We start from the raw sequence: 16,225 nt of genomic DNA, 5'->3' as shown, positions 1-16,225 counted from the left end.
CCGGGATGTGGGTTCGGTCACCGTGAAGTGCCGACTCGCGGGAGGTTGACCGGGGCGTGCGGAACCTTCACCGTCGGTCCCGACGTGCGAGGCGCGGTAACGCCCAACGATCTGGGTCGAGTTCCCGGTCGGGAGCGGGCGCGAGGAGGCGGGCATGCGCGGGTTCGGCAGAGCCGCCGTCCCGGTCCGGTGCGCCCTGCTGATGCTCCTGACGCTCGTCGGGCTCGGCACGGTCTTCGCCGGTGCCGCGGCCGCGGACGTCACGCTCTCGCCCGACCACACCGAGGCCGGCGCGCGGGACGTCGCCGTGACGTTCCGGGTGACCAACGACGATCCGGCCGACCCCGTCCTCGCGCTCCGGGTGGATCTGCCGACCGGGCGCCCGCTCGTGGACCCGCAGCCGTCGTCGCCGGTGGGGTGGCAGGGCACGACCACCGCGACCGGGATCGAGTGGACGGGCGGGCCGGTCGGGTCCGAGCCCGTGGACCTGGTGCTGCGGGTGGGCCGGATGCCCGACGGCGCCGGGCCCGTGCGGTTCCGGGCGACCCAGACGAGCCGGTCCGGTGCCGTCGTCGAATGGTCGGACCTGGTGGTGCCCGGCCGGCCTGCGCCGTCGCACACGGCCCTCGAGCTGCCGTACGGGGCGCCGCGGCCGGCGGTTCCGGTCGGCGGGCACCACGACCACGATCAGGCGGCGCGGGACGTCGCGGCCGGTCTGCCCGCGACGCCGTCGCCGGGAGCGAACGCCGCGTGGACGGTCGGGGTCGGGGTCGCGCTGGCCGCGCTGGTGGCGCTGGGGATCCGCGAGCTGGGGAAGTGGCAGGCCGCCAGGTTCGCCGCGCATCGGGAGAGCGGGGGCGGGACGGCGGAGGAACGGCCGGCGCCGGACGTTCCGGTCTCCTCGGGAGCGACACACCCGGCTCCGTCCGGGGCCGGGGGTGCGCGGGAGGTCACGCCACGAGGAGAGCGCGACCGGAGTCGGTGAGGGCGACGGATCCGTCGGCGTCGGCGATCAGGCCGGCGTCGGTGAGCCGCGGGGCGGCGAGCGGGTCGGCGAGGAACATCCCGTCGACGACGAGGGCGGACCCACCGGACAGTCGGACGCGGCCGGCCTCGACGGCGCGCAGGACGGCGCGGTCGCGGTGGGTGAGCGCCGGGATGCCGGTGCCGGTGACGAGGGTGAGCTGAGCGGTCTGTGCGGACATCGTGCTTCTCCTTCCGTCCTGGCGCCGGGGCCCTCCCGGTGTCGGTGTCGAACGAGAAGAAGCATCCCGCCGGGCCGGACCCAGGACGATGACGCTGGCCCCACTCCTACCGGGGCCGACCCGCCGACCGGGGTGGGGTTGACCCCCGAGCACCAGATCCGGTGCAGCGGTACCCGCAGCCCGGCCGAACACGGATCAGCGCATCTGTTCGGCGAAACCGTCCGACCAGCGGTACCGCATTCCTCCGGCATGTCCGAGCGGGAGTGGGGCGGCGACTCGGGGGAGGGCGGAGCACGGCTCGCGGGAGTCGACGGACCGGGTAACTCGGTGCCCCGAAACTGCCGACTCGCGGTGCTGAAGTCCCGACTCGCGGTGCTGGAAGTCCCGACTCGCGGTGCCGGAAGTCCCGACTCGCGGTGCTGGAAGCCCCAACTCGCGGTGCGTGAACTCCCGACTCGCGGGAGTGTGCGAGTCGGGAGTCGGCGTGGTGCGCGGACCGGCGGGCTCAGCCGGTGAGGTTGACCTCGGTGAGGGTGCCGCTGTTGAGGTTGGTGACGTACGCCTTCTTCCCGTCCGGCGTGACGGCCAGGCTGGTCGGGGCGTCGCCCGTGGGCAGGGTGGCGGTGACCGTCCAGGTCGCGGTGTTGATCACCGTGAGGTTGTCGCCCTCCACCGCGGTGACGTAGACGAACCGGCCGTCCGGCGCCCACGCGATGTCCTGCGGCTTCTTGCCCACCGGCACCGTCGCGACGACCTGGTCGGTGTTGGTGTCGATGGCCGTGACCGAGTCGCTGTCGTAGTTGACGTTGGCGACCACGGAGTTGTCCGGCGCGACCTCGAGGCTGTGCGGGCTGACCTGCACCTTGACCTCGCCGAGCACCGTGTCGTCGGCCGTGTTGATGATCGACACGACGCCGGACTCGTGGTTGGCCGTGTACGCCTTGGTGCCGTCGGGCGAGAAGGCGACCCAGTGCGGGTTCGGCGCGACCTTGATGTCGTGCACGAGCGTGCTGGTCGCCGTGTCGATCACGCTGACCGTGCCCGAGTCGTGGTTGGGCACGTAGAGCTTCGACCCGTCGGGCGTGACGGCGAGGGCGAACGGCCGGGTGCCGACCGGGATCGTCGAGGTGATCGAGTTGCTGGTCGTGTCGAGCACGCCGACGACGTTGACCGTCTTCTGGTCGTTGAAGATCGAGACGTAGACGCGCTTGCCGTCGGGCGCGAAGGCCAGGTACTGCGGCGGGCCGGCCTGCACCGGGATCGTCGCGATGACCTTGTCGACCGAGGTGTCCATGACCGTGACGACGCCGGCGTTGCGGTTGGCGATGTAGGCCAGCCGGCCGTTGGGCGACAGCGCGATGTAGCCGGGGGTCTTGCCGACCGGGATCGCGGAGCCCAGCGACGGGATCGGCACGCTGGTGGCGATCTCGGGCTGGGTCTGGTCCGCGGCCGGCGGGATCTCCTCGTTCGACCCGCCGCCGGCGACCGACGTGCCGGTGTTGCTGGTGCCGCCCCCGAGCAGCCCGAACTGGTTCGCGGCGAACCAGCCCACACCACCCACGGCGGCCAGCAGGAGCACGACGACGAGCCCGACGATCAGGGCCTTGCGTCCGCCGCCGGACGGCTCCGAGGGTTCGGGCGGGCCGGGGGGCGGTGCGCCGCCACCGGGGGTCCCGCCCCCGAAGCCGCCACCACCGCCGCCGCTGCCCCCGCCGCCACCCGGGCCGCCGGGACCACCCGGACCGCCGGGTCCACCGGGGCCGCCGCCGTACGGCAACGGGCCGGACGGCTGCGGCGCGGGCGGGGCGACCCGCTGCGTCGGCGGGGGCGGGGCCGGAGGTGCAGCGGCCGCGACGGGAGGTGCCGCCATGGCGGCCGGGGCCGGGGTCGGGGTCGGAGGGCCGGAGGGCGTGCCCGTCGGCGGGCCGAAGCTCGGCAGCCCGGTGCCCGACGGCAGGGAGAACGGCGCCGGGGTCTCGGGCACGGACGCCACGGCCGCACCGGCAGCGGCGCCACCCGCCGCACCCAGCGCGACGGCCGGGAAGGCCGTGGTGGGCGGCGGGGCGGCCGGCGCCGCGGGCCCGTCCGAGCCCGCGACCGCACCGGGTCCACCGGCGAGCGCGGCCGCGCCGAGCGCGACCGCGTACTTGGGGTGGGCGTCGACGACCGTGGGGCGGCCGAGCTCCTCGGACACCATCCGCGCGACCAGCGGGATCCGCGAGGACCCGCCGACCAGCAGCACCGCGCTGAGCTCGTCCGGGGTGACCTCCGCCGAGCGCAGGGTGCGGTTGAGCGCCCCGATCGTCGACTCGATCGGTGCCCGGATCATGTCCTCGAACTCGGCGCGGGTCAGCCGCACGTCGAAGTGCCGGTGGGGCAGGAACACCGGGATGGTGGTCTCGGTGTCGATCGACAGCGCCTCCTTGGCCAGCACGCAGTCCTGGCGCAGCCGGGCCAGCGCGACCGTGGTCTGCGGGTCGCTCATGTCCAGCTCGGACAGCGCCCCACCCGCGGCGTAGTTGACATGCGCCAGGATCGCCTCGTCGAAGTCGACCCCGCCGAGGCGTTCGATGCCCTCCGGCGAGCCGAGGATCTCGATGCCCTCGGAGCGCTTGCGCAGCACGGTGGCGTCGAAGGTGCCGCCGCCGAGGTCGTAGACCGCGACGATCTCGCCGTTCTCCAGCCGGCGCGAGGCCGCGTAGTGCGCCGCGGCCGCCTCGGGCTCGGTCACCATCCGCGGCATGGCCACCCCGGCCAGCTGCGGGACCTCGTCGAACAGCTCGCGCCGGAACGGGCCCCAGTTGGCCGGGTGGGTCAGCACCATCGAGTCCGGGGCGGTGCCCTGGGTCGCCGAGACCCGGGCCACGACGTCGGACAACAGGCTCGCGAGCAGGGCGGTGACCGCGTGCGGGGCCCCGCCGAGCATCACCGGCGTGGGGTCGCCGAGGCGGCGCTTGAACTCCCGGCCGACCCGGTCGGGGTTGCTCACCGCCCGCCGCCCGGCCGCGTCGCCGGTGACGACCGTGCCGTCCTCCCGCAGGTAGACGACGGCCGGTGTCACCACACTGCGGTCGCCGAGGGTGAACATCTCCACCCGGGAGGCGTTCGCGACCGCCGCGGCCACGAACGTCGTCCCCAGGTCCACACCCAGGCTGTAGGACACTCCGCCACCTTCCGGAGGCGCGGGACCGCCGGACCCGCGCACTAGCATTGCCGACCGTACGAGCGCACGTTGCCCTCAGGTGATACTCGTCCCAGGTCACGCTGTCATTACCGTCACACCTCAAAGTGCGTGAGCGGGGGGCAGTCCCTACCCCGTCGGGGGGCCGACCCCCTTCCGGTGACCCCCCGGCGGCGGGACGATGCAGCGATGAGGCTGGAGCCCGCGCCGACGGGGGACGTGCCGGCCGCCCCGACGGCCGTCCCGAGCGCGTCCGCCGTCGCGGAGGCGCGTCGCAGGCGCGAGCGCGACCAGTGGCAGGGCCGGCGCCGGCTGGAGCGCCAGCTGCACGACGGGGCCGCCCTGCGGGCGTCCGCCCTGGTCCTGCAGCTGGGTTTGTTCCGGCACCGCGTCCCGGAGGCCGAGCACGAGCTGCGCGCCGCCATCGGCACCCTGCAGGACGAGCTGCACGCGGTGCTGCAGGAACTGCGGGACGTCGCCGGCCAGATCTACCCGCCGCTGCTCGACGAGGCGGGCCTCGGCCCGGCGCTGCGCGAGCTCGCCGAACGGCTCGACGCGCCGCTGCGGGTGCGCGACGACGGCCGGCGGTTCGGCCCGGCCGCCGAGGGCGCCGTCTACTTCGCCCTGGCCGACGCGCTGGCCGCCGATCCGGTGTCGCACCGCGAGGTCACGATCGCGGGCTCGGCGGCGGAGCTCGTGGTCACGGTGACCGGCGGGTGGCCGGGGCTGGGGGAGCTGCTGCTGGACCGCGCCCGCCCGCTCGGGGGTGCGGTGTGTGACGTTTCCACCCCGCCGGACGAGACCGTCGGTACCGGCACGATCGTTGCGAGGATCCCATGCGAGTAGCACTGGCCGAGGACGGCGCCCTGTTCCGCGAGGGGCTGCTGATGCTCCTGCAGGCCGCGGGCCACGAGGTCGTGGCCGTGGCCGCGGGCGGCGACGAGCTGCTGGCCCTCCTGGCCGGCACCCCGTGCGACGTCGCCGTCCTCGACATCCGGATGCCCCCGGAGCCCGACGGCGGGCTGGTCACCGCGGAGCGGATCCGCGAGAAGTGGCCGAACATGGGGCTGCTGTTCCTCTCGCACTACGCCGAGTCGCACTACCTGATGAAGATCCTCGACATCGGGACGGACGCGATCGGCTACCGGCTCAAGGAGAAGGTCGGCAGCGTCGAGGTGCTCACCGACACCCTGACCCGCATCGCCGACGGTGAGATCGTGATCGAGCCCGTGCTGGCGAAGCGGCTGGTCGAGCGGCCTCGCGGGGAGAAGAAGAACGAGGTCGCGTCGCTGTCGGAGCGCGAGCTCGACGTGCTCAAGCTGATGGCCGAGGGGCGGTCGAACGGCGGCATCGCGGGCCAGCTGTACGTCACGCCGAAGGCCGTGGAGAAGCACATCGCCAGCATCTTCGCCAAGCTCGGCCTGCACACCGACGAGACCGAGAGCCATCGCCGGGTCCTCGCGGTGCTCACCTACCTCCGCTCGCAGCGGGACGGCGACTGACGGCCGGATATGGAGAGGTGGGCCGCGCTGGGGCTGCGCGCCGCGTTGGTCGGCGGCGCGGTCCTCGTCGTGTTCGCGGTCCTCGTCGTGGTCCCGCCGGTGCTGCTCGGCACCGGCCTCGGCCAGATCGGCGTGCTGCTGCCGTTCGTCGCGGCACTCGTCTGCGCGATCGGCGCGGCGCGGCTGCGCCCGGTGGTGGACCGGATCGTCGAGCGCGTGACCCACACCCGGGGCACGACTCCGTACTCCGCGCTGGCCGAGGCGGCCGCGCGGATCCGGAGCGGAACCCCGGACTCGGCCCTGCCGGGGTTGGCGGAGGTGCTGGCGGAGGGCACCGCGGCGCGCGAGGCGCGGGTCTGGCTCGCCGTCTCCGACCGGTTGGTGACGGCCGCGGTCCACCCGCCGCGCGCGGTCACCGGGGAGACCGTGCCGAACCTCGCCGTGCTGCTCGGCGGGGAGGACCCGGAGCGGCGGGCCGACCACGTCGTCCCGATCGTCGAGGGACAGACGCTGCGGGCGGTGCTCGCCATCCGCAAGCCGACCGCGATCACCCCTGCCGACCAGCGGCTCATGCGGGACCTCGCGGGCGGGGCGGGGCTGCTGCTGCGCGGCGTCGCGATGAACACCGAGCTGCGCGACCGCGTCCGGCGGGCCGCGGAGCTGGCCGCCGAGCTCGAGCGGTCCCGGGAGCGGCTCGCCACGGCCCGGGACGTCGAGCGGCGCCGGCTGGTCGGCGAGCTCTCGCAGGCCACCACCGACCGGCTCGCCACCCTGCGGATCGTGCTGGACGGGGCCCGGCAGGACCTGGGCGGGAGCACGCCGGACCCGGCCCGGGCCGGGTCCGCGATCCGCCGCGCCGGCACCCAGCTCGACGAGCTGCTCGACCGTTTCCGGCTCATCGCCCGCGGGGTCTACCCGCAGGTCCTGCGCGATCAGGGCCCGGTCGGCGCGCTCGAGGAGGTGGCCGCTGACCTGGACCGGCCGGTCCGGCTCGCCGGCGCGCCCGAGGACCGGCTGCCGTGGGAGGTCGAGTCCGGCGTCTACTACGTCGCCGCCTCGGCGCTGCAGTGGCTGGCCGCTTCTCAGGGGCCCGAGCTGGAGGTCGAGCTGACCCACGCCGACGGGCGGCTGGCCGTCAGCGTCGTCGACCCGCGGCCCGGGTTCGCCCCGGGGGAGCTGCGCGCCGCGCTGGCCGGTGACCTCGAGCGGCTGGCGGCGCTCGGCGGCGAGGCCAGCCTGACCACGGACGAGGACGGTCGGCTGGTGCTCACCGCGAGCCTGCCGGAGCGGCTGGAGCCCGCCGTCGAGGTCGCCCGGGAGGTGCGGGTGTGAGCGCGACCGCGATCCGGCCGGCCCGCGCACCTGCGGGCGCGAGCGGGCTGCACCGGCTCGCCGTCACGGTCTACGTCGTGGTCCTCGTCGTCTGTTCGGTGGTCGCGATCGGGTGGCTGGCGGTCGGCGCGTACGTCGCGGTGGCCTGGTACGTGCCCGGGTTCGGGGCTGGCGACTCGGTGTGGGCCCGGGCGGTCGCCGCCGCGGCGCCCGCGACCGAGCCGCTGGACCAGCTCGTCGTCGACTACGCGCTGAGCCTGGCCGCGGTCGCGATCGCGGTGGTGCTGCTGGTCCGCGGCGGCTCGGGCTGGCCGACCCGGCTGCTCGCGCTGGCCATGGTCGGCTCCGGCGGCGCCTTCAACCTGCAGGCGCACGCGGCCGCGACCGCCGTCGACACCGCGACCGGGATCGCGGCCGGGCCCGTCCACCAGATCGTGCTGCACGGCGTGGCCTGCGCGGCCTACGTCCTCGCGCTGCTGGTCTTCCCGACGCCGCAGGGTGCATGGCCGTCGCGCTGGGGCCGCTCGGGCCGGGTGACGCTGGCGGTGTTCGGCGTGCTCGTGCTCGGGATCGTCGGGTTCGGGACGGCGCTGCTGCGGCACACCACCAGCTGCGTGCTGTTCTTCGGCTTCCTGGTGCCGCTGGTCGGGGTGGCGGTGCTGCCCGGGCGCATCCGCCGCGGCGAGACCGCGGCCCTGCGCACCCAGGCCCGGCTGGTGTTCAGCCTGCTCGTGGCCGCGTTCGCGGCGATCGTCGTGCTGGGGATCAGCACGATCGTGCTCTGGCTGCTCGGCGTCCCCGGCCTGGAGCTCTACGACCCGACGGCCCACGACTCGACGACGACGGGTGCGGCCGCCGGCCAGCCGGTCGCGCTGCTGTTCTGGGCCTCGCGGGTCGGGTCGGCGGCGATCGCGGTCGCGGTGCTGGTCGCGGTGCGCGCGGAGCGGCTGTGGTCGGCGGAGGCGCGGTTCAGCCGGGTCCTGGCGGCCGTGCTGGCGGTGGCCCTCGTCGGCGGCGGGGTCGTCGTGTTCGAGGCGGCCGGGTGGCTGATCGGGTTCGGGCCGCTGTGGTCCTCGCTCGGCGCGTCGCTGCTCGCCGCCGTCGCCTTCCTGCCCGTGTACCGGGCGGTGGAGGGGCTCACCGACCGGCTGCTCTACGGCCGCAGGCCCACCCCGTACAGCGCGCTCGCCGAGGTCGCGGCGCTGTCCCGGACCGCGGCGTCCGACGCACCCGATCTCGCCCGCGTCGCCGAGGCGGTCGGGCGGGCCCTCGGCTCGTCGCGCTGCCGGCTCACCGTGGTGCGGCCCGGGCTCCGGGACCGCACCTACGAATGGGCGTCGCGGCGGGCGACCCGGCGGGACGACGGCACGGGGCTGGTCGGCGTCCCGGTCCGCGGCGGCGCGCAGCACCTCGGCACCCTGGAGGTGGACCGGGCCGCCGTCGCCGGGCTGCACGCCGACCGTCGGCACCTGCTGGAGGACATCGCGGACAGCCTGGGCGTGGTCGTCACCGCCAGCCGGCTGGGCGTGGAGCTGGAGCGCCAGCTGCGGGCGGCGCTCGCGCACGCGGCCGAGATCGCGGTGTCCCGGCGCGAGGCGGTGTCGGAGATGGATGCCGAGCGCCGGCGGATCGAGCGGGACCTGCACGACGGCGCCCAGCACCAGCTCGTCTCGCTGCGGCTGGTGCTCGGGCTCGTGCAGCACGAGGTGGAGAACGGGCGGATCGAGCAGGCCCGCGAGCGGCTCGGGGTGCTGGCCGGGCAGCTCGACACGGCGGAGTCCGTGCTCGCCGAGACCGCCAGCGGGGTCCGGTCCATCGCGCTCGCCGAGCGCGGCCTGGTCGCGGCGCTGGAGGTCGAGCTGGCCGGGCCGCCGCCGGTGCGGGTGGAGTCGGCGCTCCCGGCCGGGCGGCGTTACCCGCCGGAGCTCGAGGCCGCGGTGTACTTCTGCTGCCTGGAGTCGGTGAACAACGCGCACAAGCACGCCCCCGGCGCGGACGTCGTCATCCGGTTCGACGAGGAGCACGGACGGCTGCACTTCACCGTCCGCGACAGCGGGCCCGGGTTCGTGGTGCCGGAACCGGCGGTGGTCGGGCCGGCGGCGGCGACGGCCGGGCGCGGCCTGCGCAACGTCGCCGCGCGGATCGTCGCGGCCGGCGGGCGGGTGGACCTGAGGTCGGCGCCGGGGGAGGGCACGACCGTCGAGGGCTCGGTCCCGGTGCCCGAGGCGGAGACGCAGGACACCGGGCCGGCGCCGGCCCCCGCGCTCGACGTCGAGGCGGACACCACCGCGCTCGACGTCGCCGGGCTGGTGGTCGAGACCCGTCCCGTGCCGACGCTCCCGCCGGAGCACCACGACCGCGGCGCGGACACGTCCCTGCCCGGCCAGGTCCGGCGCGTGCTGGCCGCGGCCGCCGCGTCGGCCGACGCGGGCCTGCGCGAGCGGTTGCACGCGCTGGAGGCCGACCTCGACCGCCCGCTGCGGGTCGCGGTCTCGGGGCCGCCGAGGTCGGGGGTGTCCACGCTGGTCGCGGCCCTGGCGGCGACCCCGGGCGAGGTCGACCTGGAGATCGTCGAGGGCACGGCCGGGGACGTTCCGCTGCTCGTGCTGCCCGCCGACGACGGGGTGCCGCCCGACGGGCCACCCGCGATCGGCGTCCTCGCCCGGGCGGACGAGCTCGCGGGCGACCCGTGGAGCGAGGCCCGCCGGCGTGCCGCGGAGCCCGAGGTGCGACGGCGCTGCTGGACCGTGATCCCCGTCGCGGCCGGGCTGACCTGGGGGAAGACGGGCTCGGCCCTCGTCTCCGAGCTGGCCGCCAACGGCGCGAGGCCGGACGAGGTGGCCGCCGAGCTGACCCGGCGCAGCGGCGTGCCGCGGCTGCGCGAGCTGCTCGAACGCGGGCTCGCCGACCGGGCGGACGCGCTGCGCGCCCGCGCCGTGCTCCGCGAGCTGGACGGGATCGTCGCCGCGCGGCCCGGGGGGGACGACGGCGACCTGCGCTACCTGCTCGAACGCCTCCGCACGACCGCGCACGAGCTCGCCGAGCTCGACCTCGTCGACGCGCTACGCGCCGGCACCCCCGCCCTCTCCACCGACGAGCGCACCGCGGCCGAGCTGCTGCTGGGCGCGGAGGGCACCGCCGTCCACCGCCGGCTGGGCCTCGCGCCCGACGCCGGCCCCGACGAGATCCGGCTCGCCGCGGCGGCGCAGCTCAGCCGCTGGCAGCGGCGGGCCGAGCACCCGGTGTCGACGCGGGACCAGCGCGCCGCCGCAGCGGTGCTGGTCCTGACCTGCGAGCGGATGCTGGCCGAGACGCCCACCTCGCCCGTCGCCCTCACCCCGGTCGGGGCCGGACCGGTCCCGACGCCGCCCGCCGGGGTCGGCGCCGGCCGGTAGGGTCGCCGCCATGATCGACGCCGACGGTGTGCACCGCGTCTCCGTCGACGAGCACCTGGGGCTCAGCACCGAGGTCCTCACCGGCCTCGGTGCACCGGAACGCGCGGCGCGCGAGCAGGCCGGGATGCTGCTCGAGGGCGACCTGCGCGGACACGCCTCGCACGGCATCCGGCGGCTGCCGGTGCTGGCCGGCCGGATCGGCAACGGGGTGCTGGACCCCGCGGCGGAGCCCGAGCTGCGCTGGACCACCGACTCGGTGCTGACCATCGACGGCCGGACCGGGCTCGGCCCGCCCGTCGCCCACCGGGCCGTCGAGGCGCTGGTCGAACGGGTGCCGCGCACCGGGGTCGCCGTCGCGGCGATCCGCCGGGCGGGGCACCTCGGGATGCTCGCGCCGTACGTGGAGCGGCTGGCCGAGGCCGGGCTCGCCGGTCTCGCGACGACCACCAGCGAGGCCCTCGTCCACCCCTGGGGCGCCGCTCCCGCGATGCTGGGCACCAACCCGATTGCGGCGGCCATCCCGACGGGCGGCCGACCCGTCGTGCTCGACATGGCGACGGGGCAGATCTCCCGCGGCAAGGTGCTCGACCACGCGGCCCGCGGCGAGCCGCTGCCCGAGGGCGCGGCCGTCGACGCCGAGGGCGCGCCGACCACGGACGCGACCGCCGCCCTCGACGGCGCCATCACCCCGGTGGGCGGCCCGAAGGGTTACGCGCTGTCGCTGGTCCTCGAGCTGCTGGTCGCCTCCCTGACCGGCACCGCGCTCGGCCGGGAGGTCCGGGGCACGCTCGACACCACGGACCCGGTGACCAAGGGGGACCTGCTGATCGCCTTCGCGCCGGGCCTGTTCGGCGTCGGCCGGACGCAGCCGGCGATCGCCGCCTTCCTCGACGAGCTGCGGACCCTCCCGCCCGCGCCCGGGCACACCCGGGTGCAGGTGCCCGGCGACCGCGCCCACGACGTGCGGGCCCGCAACCGGTTCCGCGGCGTGCCCGTCGACGAGACCACCTGGGCGCAGGTGCAGGAGCTCCGCCGGCGCTGATCCGTTCGGCCCAGCCCATGATCGTCCGTGCCGTTCCACGGACGGCTGATGGTTGACTACGCGCGGTAGCACTCGTACTGCGAGACGTCCGAGGGGGCTGGGGCGATGCATCCGGACGATCCCGGGATCATGGGGCTGATGCTGCAGGTGGGGCGCACGGCGGTGGCCGGCGCCGATGTCGGCACGCTGCTCTCCTCGGTCTGCACCGCCCTGCCCGCGACGCTCGGCGTCTCGGGCGCGGCGATCGTGCTGGTCGAGGTCCCGGACCGGCTCCCGGGGCTCGCGGGGGTGTCCGCGTCGGACACGGCGGCCGGACGGCTCGGGGAGATGGAGCTGCGGGCGGGCACCGGCCCGGTGCAGGGCGCCGTCCGCTCCGGACGCCCGATGGTCACCCCGGACCTCACCCGCATCGGCCCGCCGGAGCTGGCGGCCGCGGCCGCGGACACCGGGCTGACGTGCTCGGTCGTCGTCCCGCTGGTCGTCGACGGGGAACCGGTCGGCGGGCTGCAGCTGTTCGGGCACCCGGGCCGGCCCGTGGGGGACGGGCACGTCGACGCCGTCGCCGGGCTCGCCGACGTCCTGTCCGCGCGGCTCACGGACGTCTGCGCGCTGCGCCGGCTCACCGCCACCGTCGCGCGGCTGACCGCGGAGCACGAGACCGCGCTGCCGGTCGCGCACGCCACCGGAATGCTCGCCGAGCGGTACCGCACGGATGTCGAGGAGGCCGGGCGCTACCTGGCCAGCGGGGCGCGCAAGACCGGCGTCGAGCCGGCGGAGGCCGCGCGGGCCGTGCTGGACCGCACCGACGCGCCGCCCGCGGCGGGGGAGGACACGCCGACCCAGGTGTTCGGGGTGGTGACGCCCGGGCGGGTTCCCGCGCCCGGCGCCCCGCAGGCCGCGCGCGGGCAGGAGCGGCCGCAGCCCACACCCGAGCGGTCCCGCGGCTCCCGGTCGGAGCCCCGCGGCGGGCAGGTCGCCGACCCGCGCCCGCGGGCGCGGCCGGAACCCACCGAGCAGCGCGCGGCCCGGGGCCCGGTCCCGCCCGGCGCCCTGCCGCCCGTCCCGCAGCCGCGGCACGGCGGCGCGCCGTCGCCGACCCGGCGGGCCGGGTCCGGCGAGCAGCGCCCGGCCGCCGCACCCCCGTCGGGCGGCGGCAAGCGGCGCCTCCGCGAGCCCGCGGACCGGCCGCCGGCCGGCGAGGTCCTGCCCGGTCGCGACCCCTGGGACCTCGACCAGGCCGCGCTCCCCGGGCCGGGGACGCCGGAGCGGTCCGGCGGCCGTCGACGCGCCGAGGACCGGCCCGACGCCCCGCGGGTCCCGCAGCAGCGCCGGGAGGACCGGCCGACCGGCGACGAGCGCTCCGCGTCCGGCCGCCGCGCCGCACCGCCCGCCCCTGAGGGGCCGCACGTCCCGGGCTCGGGCGCACCGCGCGCCCGGCACCGCCGCGCCGACATCACCTGACCCGCGCGACGCCTCCCCGTCACGCGGACGTCACACCGCGGGGGCGGGGGAGACGGTGGCACGGGCGCGCGGGGGGACGTAGGGTCTGCTTCCGAACCCGCGGGAGCACTCACGATCCGAGGCTGAGAGGGCGGCAGGACCGGCCGTCGACCGTTCGCACCTGACCCGGTTAGCACCGGCGTAGGGAGGACCGTGTCGCGCATGTCCCCGTCCCGTGTCGTTCTCCGGCTGGCGGCCCTCGTCGTCGGGCTGGCGCTGCTCCTCACCGGCTGCGGCGGCGCCGCCGACCAGCAGCAGGGTTCGCCGGAGCCGGTCCGGATCGCCCTGGACTGGACCCCGAACACCAACCACAGCGGCCTGTACGTCGCGCAGCAGGAGGGCTGGTTCCGCGACGCGGGGCTCGACGTCCAGTTCCTGCCCTACAGCGACACCTCGCCGGACACCCTGGTCGGCAACGGCGCCGCCGAGTTCGGGATCAGCTTCCAGGACTCGTTCACCTTCTCGAAGGCCGCCGGCGCCGACATCACCTCGGTCATGGCGGTCCTGCAGCACTGGGCCACCGAGGTGGCGGTGAAGGCCGACCGCGCCGACATCACCTCGCCCAAGGACCTCGACGGCAAGACCTACGGCGGGTTCGGCGGACCCGGCGAGGAGCCGAAGATGCGCCAGGTCATCCGCGACGCCGGCGGGAAGGGCGAGTTCCAGACCGTCACCCTCGGGACCAGTGCGTACGAGGCGCTGTACGCCGGGCAGGTCGACTTCACCGAGCCGTTCGTCGCGTGGGAGGGCATCGAGGCCCAGCTGCGCAACGAGCCGTTGAAGACCTTCAAGTACACCGACTACGGCTTCCCCGACGCCTACAACGTCCTGCTGATCGGCAACTCCACCTGGCTCAAGGACCACCCGGACCAGGCCGCCAGGTTCGTGCAGGCCGCCCAGCGCGGCTACCAGCTCGCCGCCGACGACCCGGCCCGCGCGGCCAAGGACCTGCAGGACGCGAACCCCGGTGCCTTCACCGAGCCCGAGCTCGTGACCCGCAGCCAGGACATGCTCGCGCAGGACTACCTGAAGGACCCGGCGGGCAAGGTCGGCACGCAGACCCTGGACCGCTGGCAGGGCTTCTCCGGCTTCCTGATCGACTCGGGCGCGGTCACCGACGCGTCCGGCAAGCCCGTCACCACCCGTCCGGACTTCTCGAGCTGGTTCACGAACGACTACCTGGCCCCGGGCGGGGCCACGTCGTGACCCGCGCTGACCGGGTCCTCGCGGAGCCCGGGCCACCCCCGCCCGCCCTCACCGGGCGGGCGGGCCGCTCGCCCGCGCGGCGGCCGGCCCGGGGCCGCTCGTCGCTGCTGCGCCGGGTGGCCCCGCCGGTGCTCGTGGTGCTGCTCCTGCTCGCGGTGTGGCAGTGGGCCGTCACGGCGCTCGCGGTCCGCCCGCAGGTCCTGCCCTCGCCGCTGCGCGTGGTCGAGCAGGGCTGGGCCTTCCGGGAGGTGCTGTGGGCCAACACCCTCCCGACATTGCAGGTCACCGCGGTCGGGTTCGCGGTGTCGCTGGCGGTCGGCTGGGTGCTGGCGGTCGTCGTCGACTTCTCGCCGTGGCTCCGGCGGGCGCTGGTGCCGCTGCTGGTCGCCTCGCAGACCCTGCCGATCATCGCCATCGCCCCGCTCATGATCATCTGGTTCGGCTTCGGGTTGCTGCCGAAGGTGCTGGTGATCGCGCTGGTGACCTTCTTCCCGATCGCCGTCGGGCTCATCGAGGGCTTCTCCCGCGCCGATCCCGAGGCGTCGAACCTGTTGCGCAGCATGGGCGGCGGGCGCTGGGCGGAGTTCCGGTACGTCCGGCTGCCGGGGGCGCTGCCGTCGTTCTTCACCGCCCTGCGCATCGCGATCACCTACGCGGTCACGGGCGCGATCTTCGCCGAGTACGTCGGCGCCCGGGCCGGGCTGGGCATCTACATGGCCCAGCAGAAGAACTCCTTCCGCACGGACCTCGTCCTCGCCGCCGTGGGGGTGACGGCGCTGGTCAGCGTCGCGCTGTTCGGCCTGACGTACCTCGTCGAGCGGGTCGTGGCGCCGTGGATCCGGGGGGCCCGCCGGTGAAGATCACCGTGGAGGGGCTCGAGCTCGCGTTCGGCGACCTGCCCGTGCTCGACGGGGTGTCGTTCGACGTCGCGCCGGGCGAGTTCGTCTCGATCCTCGGGCCGAGCGGGTGCGGCAAGAGCACGCTGTTCGGCGTGCTGGCCGGGCTCGTCGAGCCGGACCGCGGCCGGGTGCTGGTCGACGGCGCGCCGGCGGGCCGGGAGACCTTCGGGTACATGCCGCAGAAGGACCTGCTCTTCCCGTGGCGCACGGTGCTGGACAACACGACGTTGGGGCTCGAGGTCGCCGGGATGCGCCGGCGGGAGGCCCGGGACCGCGCGCGGGACCTGTTCGGCCCCTTCGGGCTGGCGGGATTCGAGCGGTCCCGGCCGGCCGAGCTGTCGGGCGGGATGCGGCAGCGGGCGGCGCTGCTGCGCACGGTGGTGCAGGACCGCGAGGTGCTGCTGCTCGACGAGCCCTTCGGCGCCCTCGACTCGCTCACCCGCACCGCGATGCAGGAGTGGCTGGAGGAGGTCCGCGGGCGCTTCGGCTGGACGGTCCTGCTGATCACCCACGACATCCGGGAGGCGGTGTTCCTCTCGGACCGGGTCCTGGTGCTCTCGCCCCGCCCGGCGCACGTCGCCCGCGAGGTGCGGATCGACCTGCCCCGGCCGCGCGAGGTGGGCGTGCTCACCGATCCCGCCTTCGCCGCCGCCGAGGCCGAGCTGCTCGACACCCTGCGCGGCGGGACCCGGCTCTAGGCTGGTCCGCGTGGACATCACGCCCGGGGCGCTCAAGCACGGCATCCCGGCCGACGCCATCCGGGCCGTCGTGGCCGCGCCGCTGTGGCGGGTGCCGCAGGAGCCCGGCCGGACGCTGTGCATCGGCCCGGACCAGAACCGCAACCTGTTGGAGGTCGTGGTCGAGCGCGGGCCGGCGGGGGAGCGGGTGGTGCACGCGATGCGGCTGCGGCCCAAGCACTACGCCCACCTGGACCACTCCTACGCCGCGGGCTGACGCCACGCT

General features: G+C 76.0%; 13 protein-coding genes. 11 read left to right on the top strand and 2 right to left on the bottom strand.

The window, feature by feature from the left end; translation table 11 throughout:
• Positions 1-154: 154 nt before the first annotated feature.
• The gene (locus tag ACQP04_RS20850) at positions 155-985 is read left to right on the top strand and encodes a hypothetical protein (RefSeq protein ID WP_433502235.1); all 831 of its coding nucleotides are present in this window, start codon (positions 155-157) and stop codon (positions 983-985) included.
• Here ACQP04_RS20850 and ACQP04_RS20845 read toward each other — a convergent pair.
• Both ACQP04_RS20845 and ACQP04_RS20840 read right to left on the bottom strand, forming a co-directional pair.
• Positions 951-1,205 carry a hypothetical protein gene (locus ACQP04_RS20845; RefSeq protein WP_433502234.1) on the bottom strand — a complete coding sequence of 85 codons (255 nt, stop codon included), beginning with the start codon at positions 1,203-1,205 and terminating at the stop codon, positions 951-953. The two genes, ACQP04_RS20850 and ACQP04_RS20845, sit on opposite strands and share 35 nt — an antisense overlap.
• Before the next feature lie 505 nt (positions 1,206-1,710).
• Positions 1,711-4,368, bottom strand: coding sequence for an Hsp70 family protein (locus tag ACQP04_RS20840; protein WP_433502233.1), 2,658 nt, complete (start codon positions 4,366-4,368; stop codon positions 1,711-1,713).
• A 207-nt stretch (positions 4,369-4,575) separates the two neighbouring features.
• Between ACQP04_RS20840 and ACQP04_RS20835 the strand changes: the two genes are divergently transcribed.
• From ACQP04_RS20835 to ACQP04_RS20790, 10 genes are all read left to right on the top strand, one after another.
• Positions 4,576-5,232: a sensor histidine kinase gene (locus ACQP04_RS20835; protein WP_433502232.1), complete on the top strand. Its 657-nt coding sequence runs from the start codon at positions 4,576-4,578 to the stop codon at positions 5,230-5,232.
• Positions 5,223-5,888 (top strand): response regulator transcription factor, encoded by a 666-nt coding sequence (locus ACQP04_RS20830; RefSeq protein ID WP_081924539.1) that lies wholly within the window; start codon positions 5,223-5,225, stop codon positions 5,886-5,888. Before ACQP04_RS20835 ends, ACQP04_RS20830 begins: the two co-directional genes overlap by 10 nt.
• Positions 5,889-5,897: 9 nt before the next feature.
• On the top strand, positions 5,898-7,220 hold the full coding sequence (locus ACQP04_RS20825; RefSeq protein WP_433502231.1) for a sensor histidine kinase: 1,323 nt from the start codon (positions 5,898-5,900) through the stop codon (positions 7,218-7,220).
• Entirely contained in the window at positions 7,217-10,615 is a 3,399-nt protein-coding gene (locus ACQP04_RS20820; protein ID WP_433502230.1) for an ATP-binding protein, read from the top strand. The genes ACQP04_RS20825 and ACQP04_RS20820 overlap by 4 nt, the downstream gene beginning before the upstream one ends.
• A gap of 10 nt (positions 10,616-10,625) precedes the next feature.
• The gene (locus ACQP04_RS20815) at positions 10,626-11,657 is read left to right on the top strand and encodes an Ldh family oxidoreductase (RefSeq protein WP_433502229.1); all 1,032 of its coding nucleotides are present in this window, start codon (positions 10,626-10,628) and stop codon (positions 11,655-11,657) included.
• 138 nt (positions 11,658-11,795) lie between these two features.
• Positions 11,796-13,118: a GAF domain-containing protein gene (locus tag ACQP04_RS20810; protein ID WP_433502228.1), complete on the top strand. Its 1,323-nt coding sequence runs from the start codon at positions 11,796-11,798 to the stop codon at positions 13,116-13,118.
• Between the two features lie 201 nt (positions 13,119-13,319).
• On the top strand, positions 13,320-14,363 hold the full coding sequence (locus ACQP04_RS20805) for an ABC transporter substrate-binding protein (protein WP_433502227.1): 1,044 nt from the start codon (positions 13,320-13,322) through the stop codon (positions 14,361-14,363).
• Positions 14,360-15,220, top strand: coding sequence for an ABC transporter permease (locus ACQP04_RS20800; RefSeq protein WP_433502226.1), 861 nt, complete (start codon positions 14,360-14,362; stop codon positions 15,218-15,220). Before ACQP04_RS20805 ends, ACQP04_RS20800 begins: the two co-directional genes overlap by 4 nt.
• Positions 15,217-15,960: an ABC transporter ATP-binding protein gene (locus ACQP04_RS20795; protein ID WP_433502225.1), complete on the top strand. Its 744-nt coding sequence runs from the start codon at positions 15,217-15,219 to the stop codon at positions 15,958-15,960. The genes ACQP04_RS20800 and ACQP04_RS20795 overlap by 4 nt, the downstream gene beginning before the upstream one ends.
• Positions 15,961-15,970: 10 nt before the next feature.
• Entirely contained in the window at positions 15,971-16,216 is a 246-nt protein-coding gene (locus ACQP04_RS20790; RefSeq protein ID WP_433502224.1) for a hypothetical protein, read from the top strand.
• The last annotated feature ends 9 nt before the right edge of the window (positions 16,217-16,225 follow it).

It is taken from the genome of Pseudonocardia halophobica, assembly GCF_050948485.1.
Lineage (GTDB): Bacteria > Actinomycetota > Actinomycetes > Mycobacteriales > Pseudonocardiaceae > Pseudonocardia > Pseudonocardia halophobica.
The sequence above is the reverse complement of the archived record's forward strand: the minus strand, read 5'-3'. Positions and strand labels throughout refer to the sequence as shown.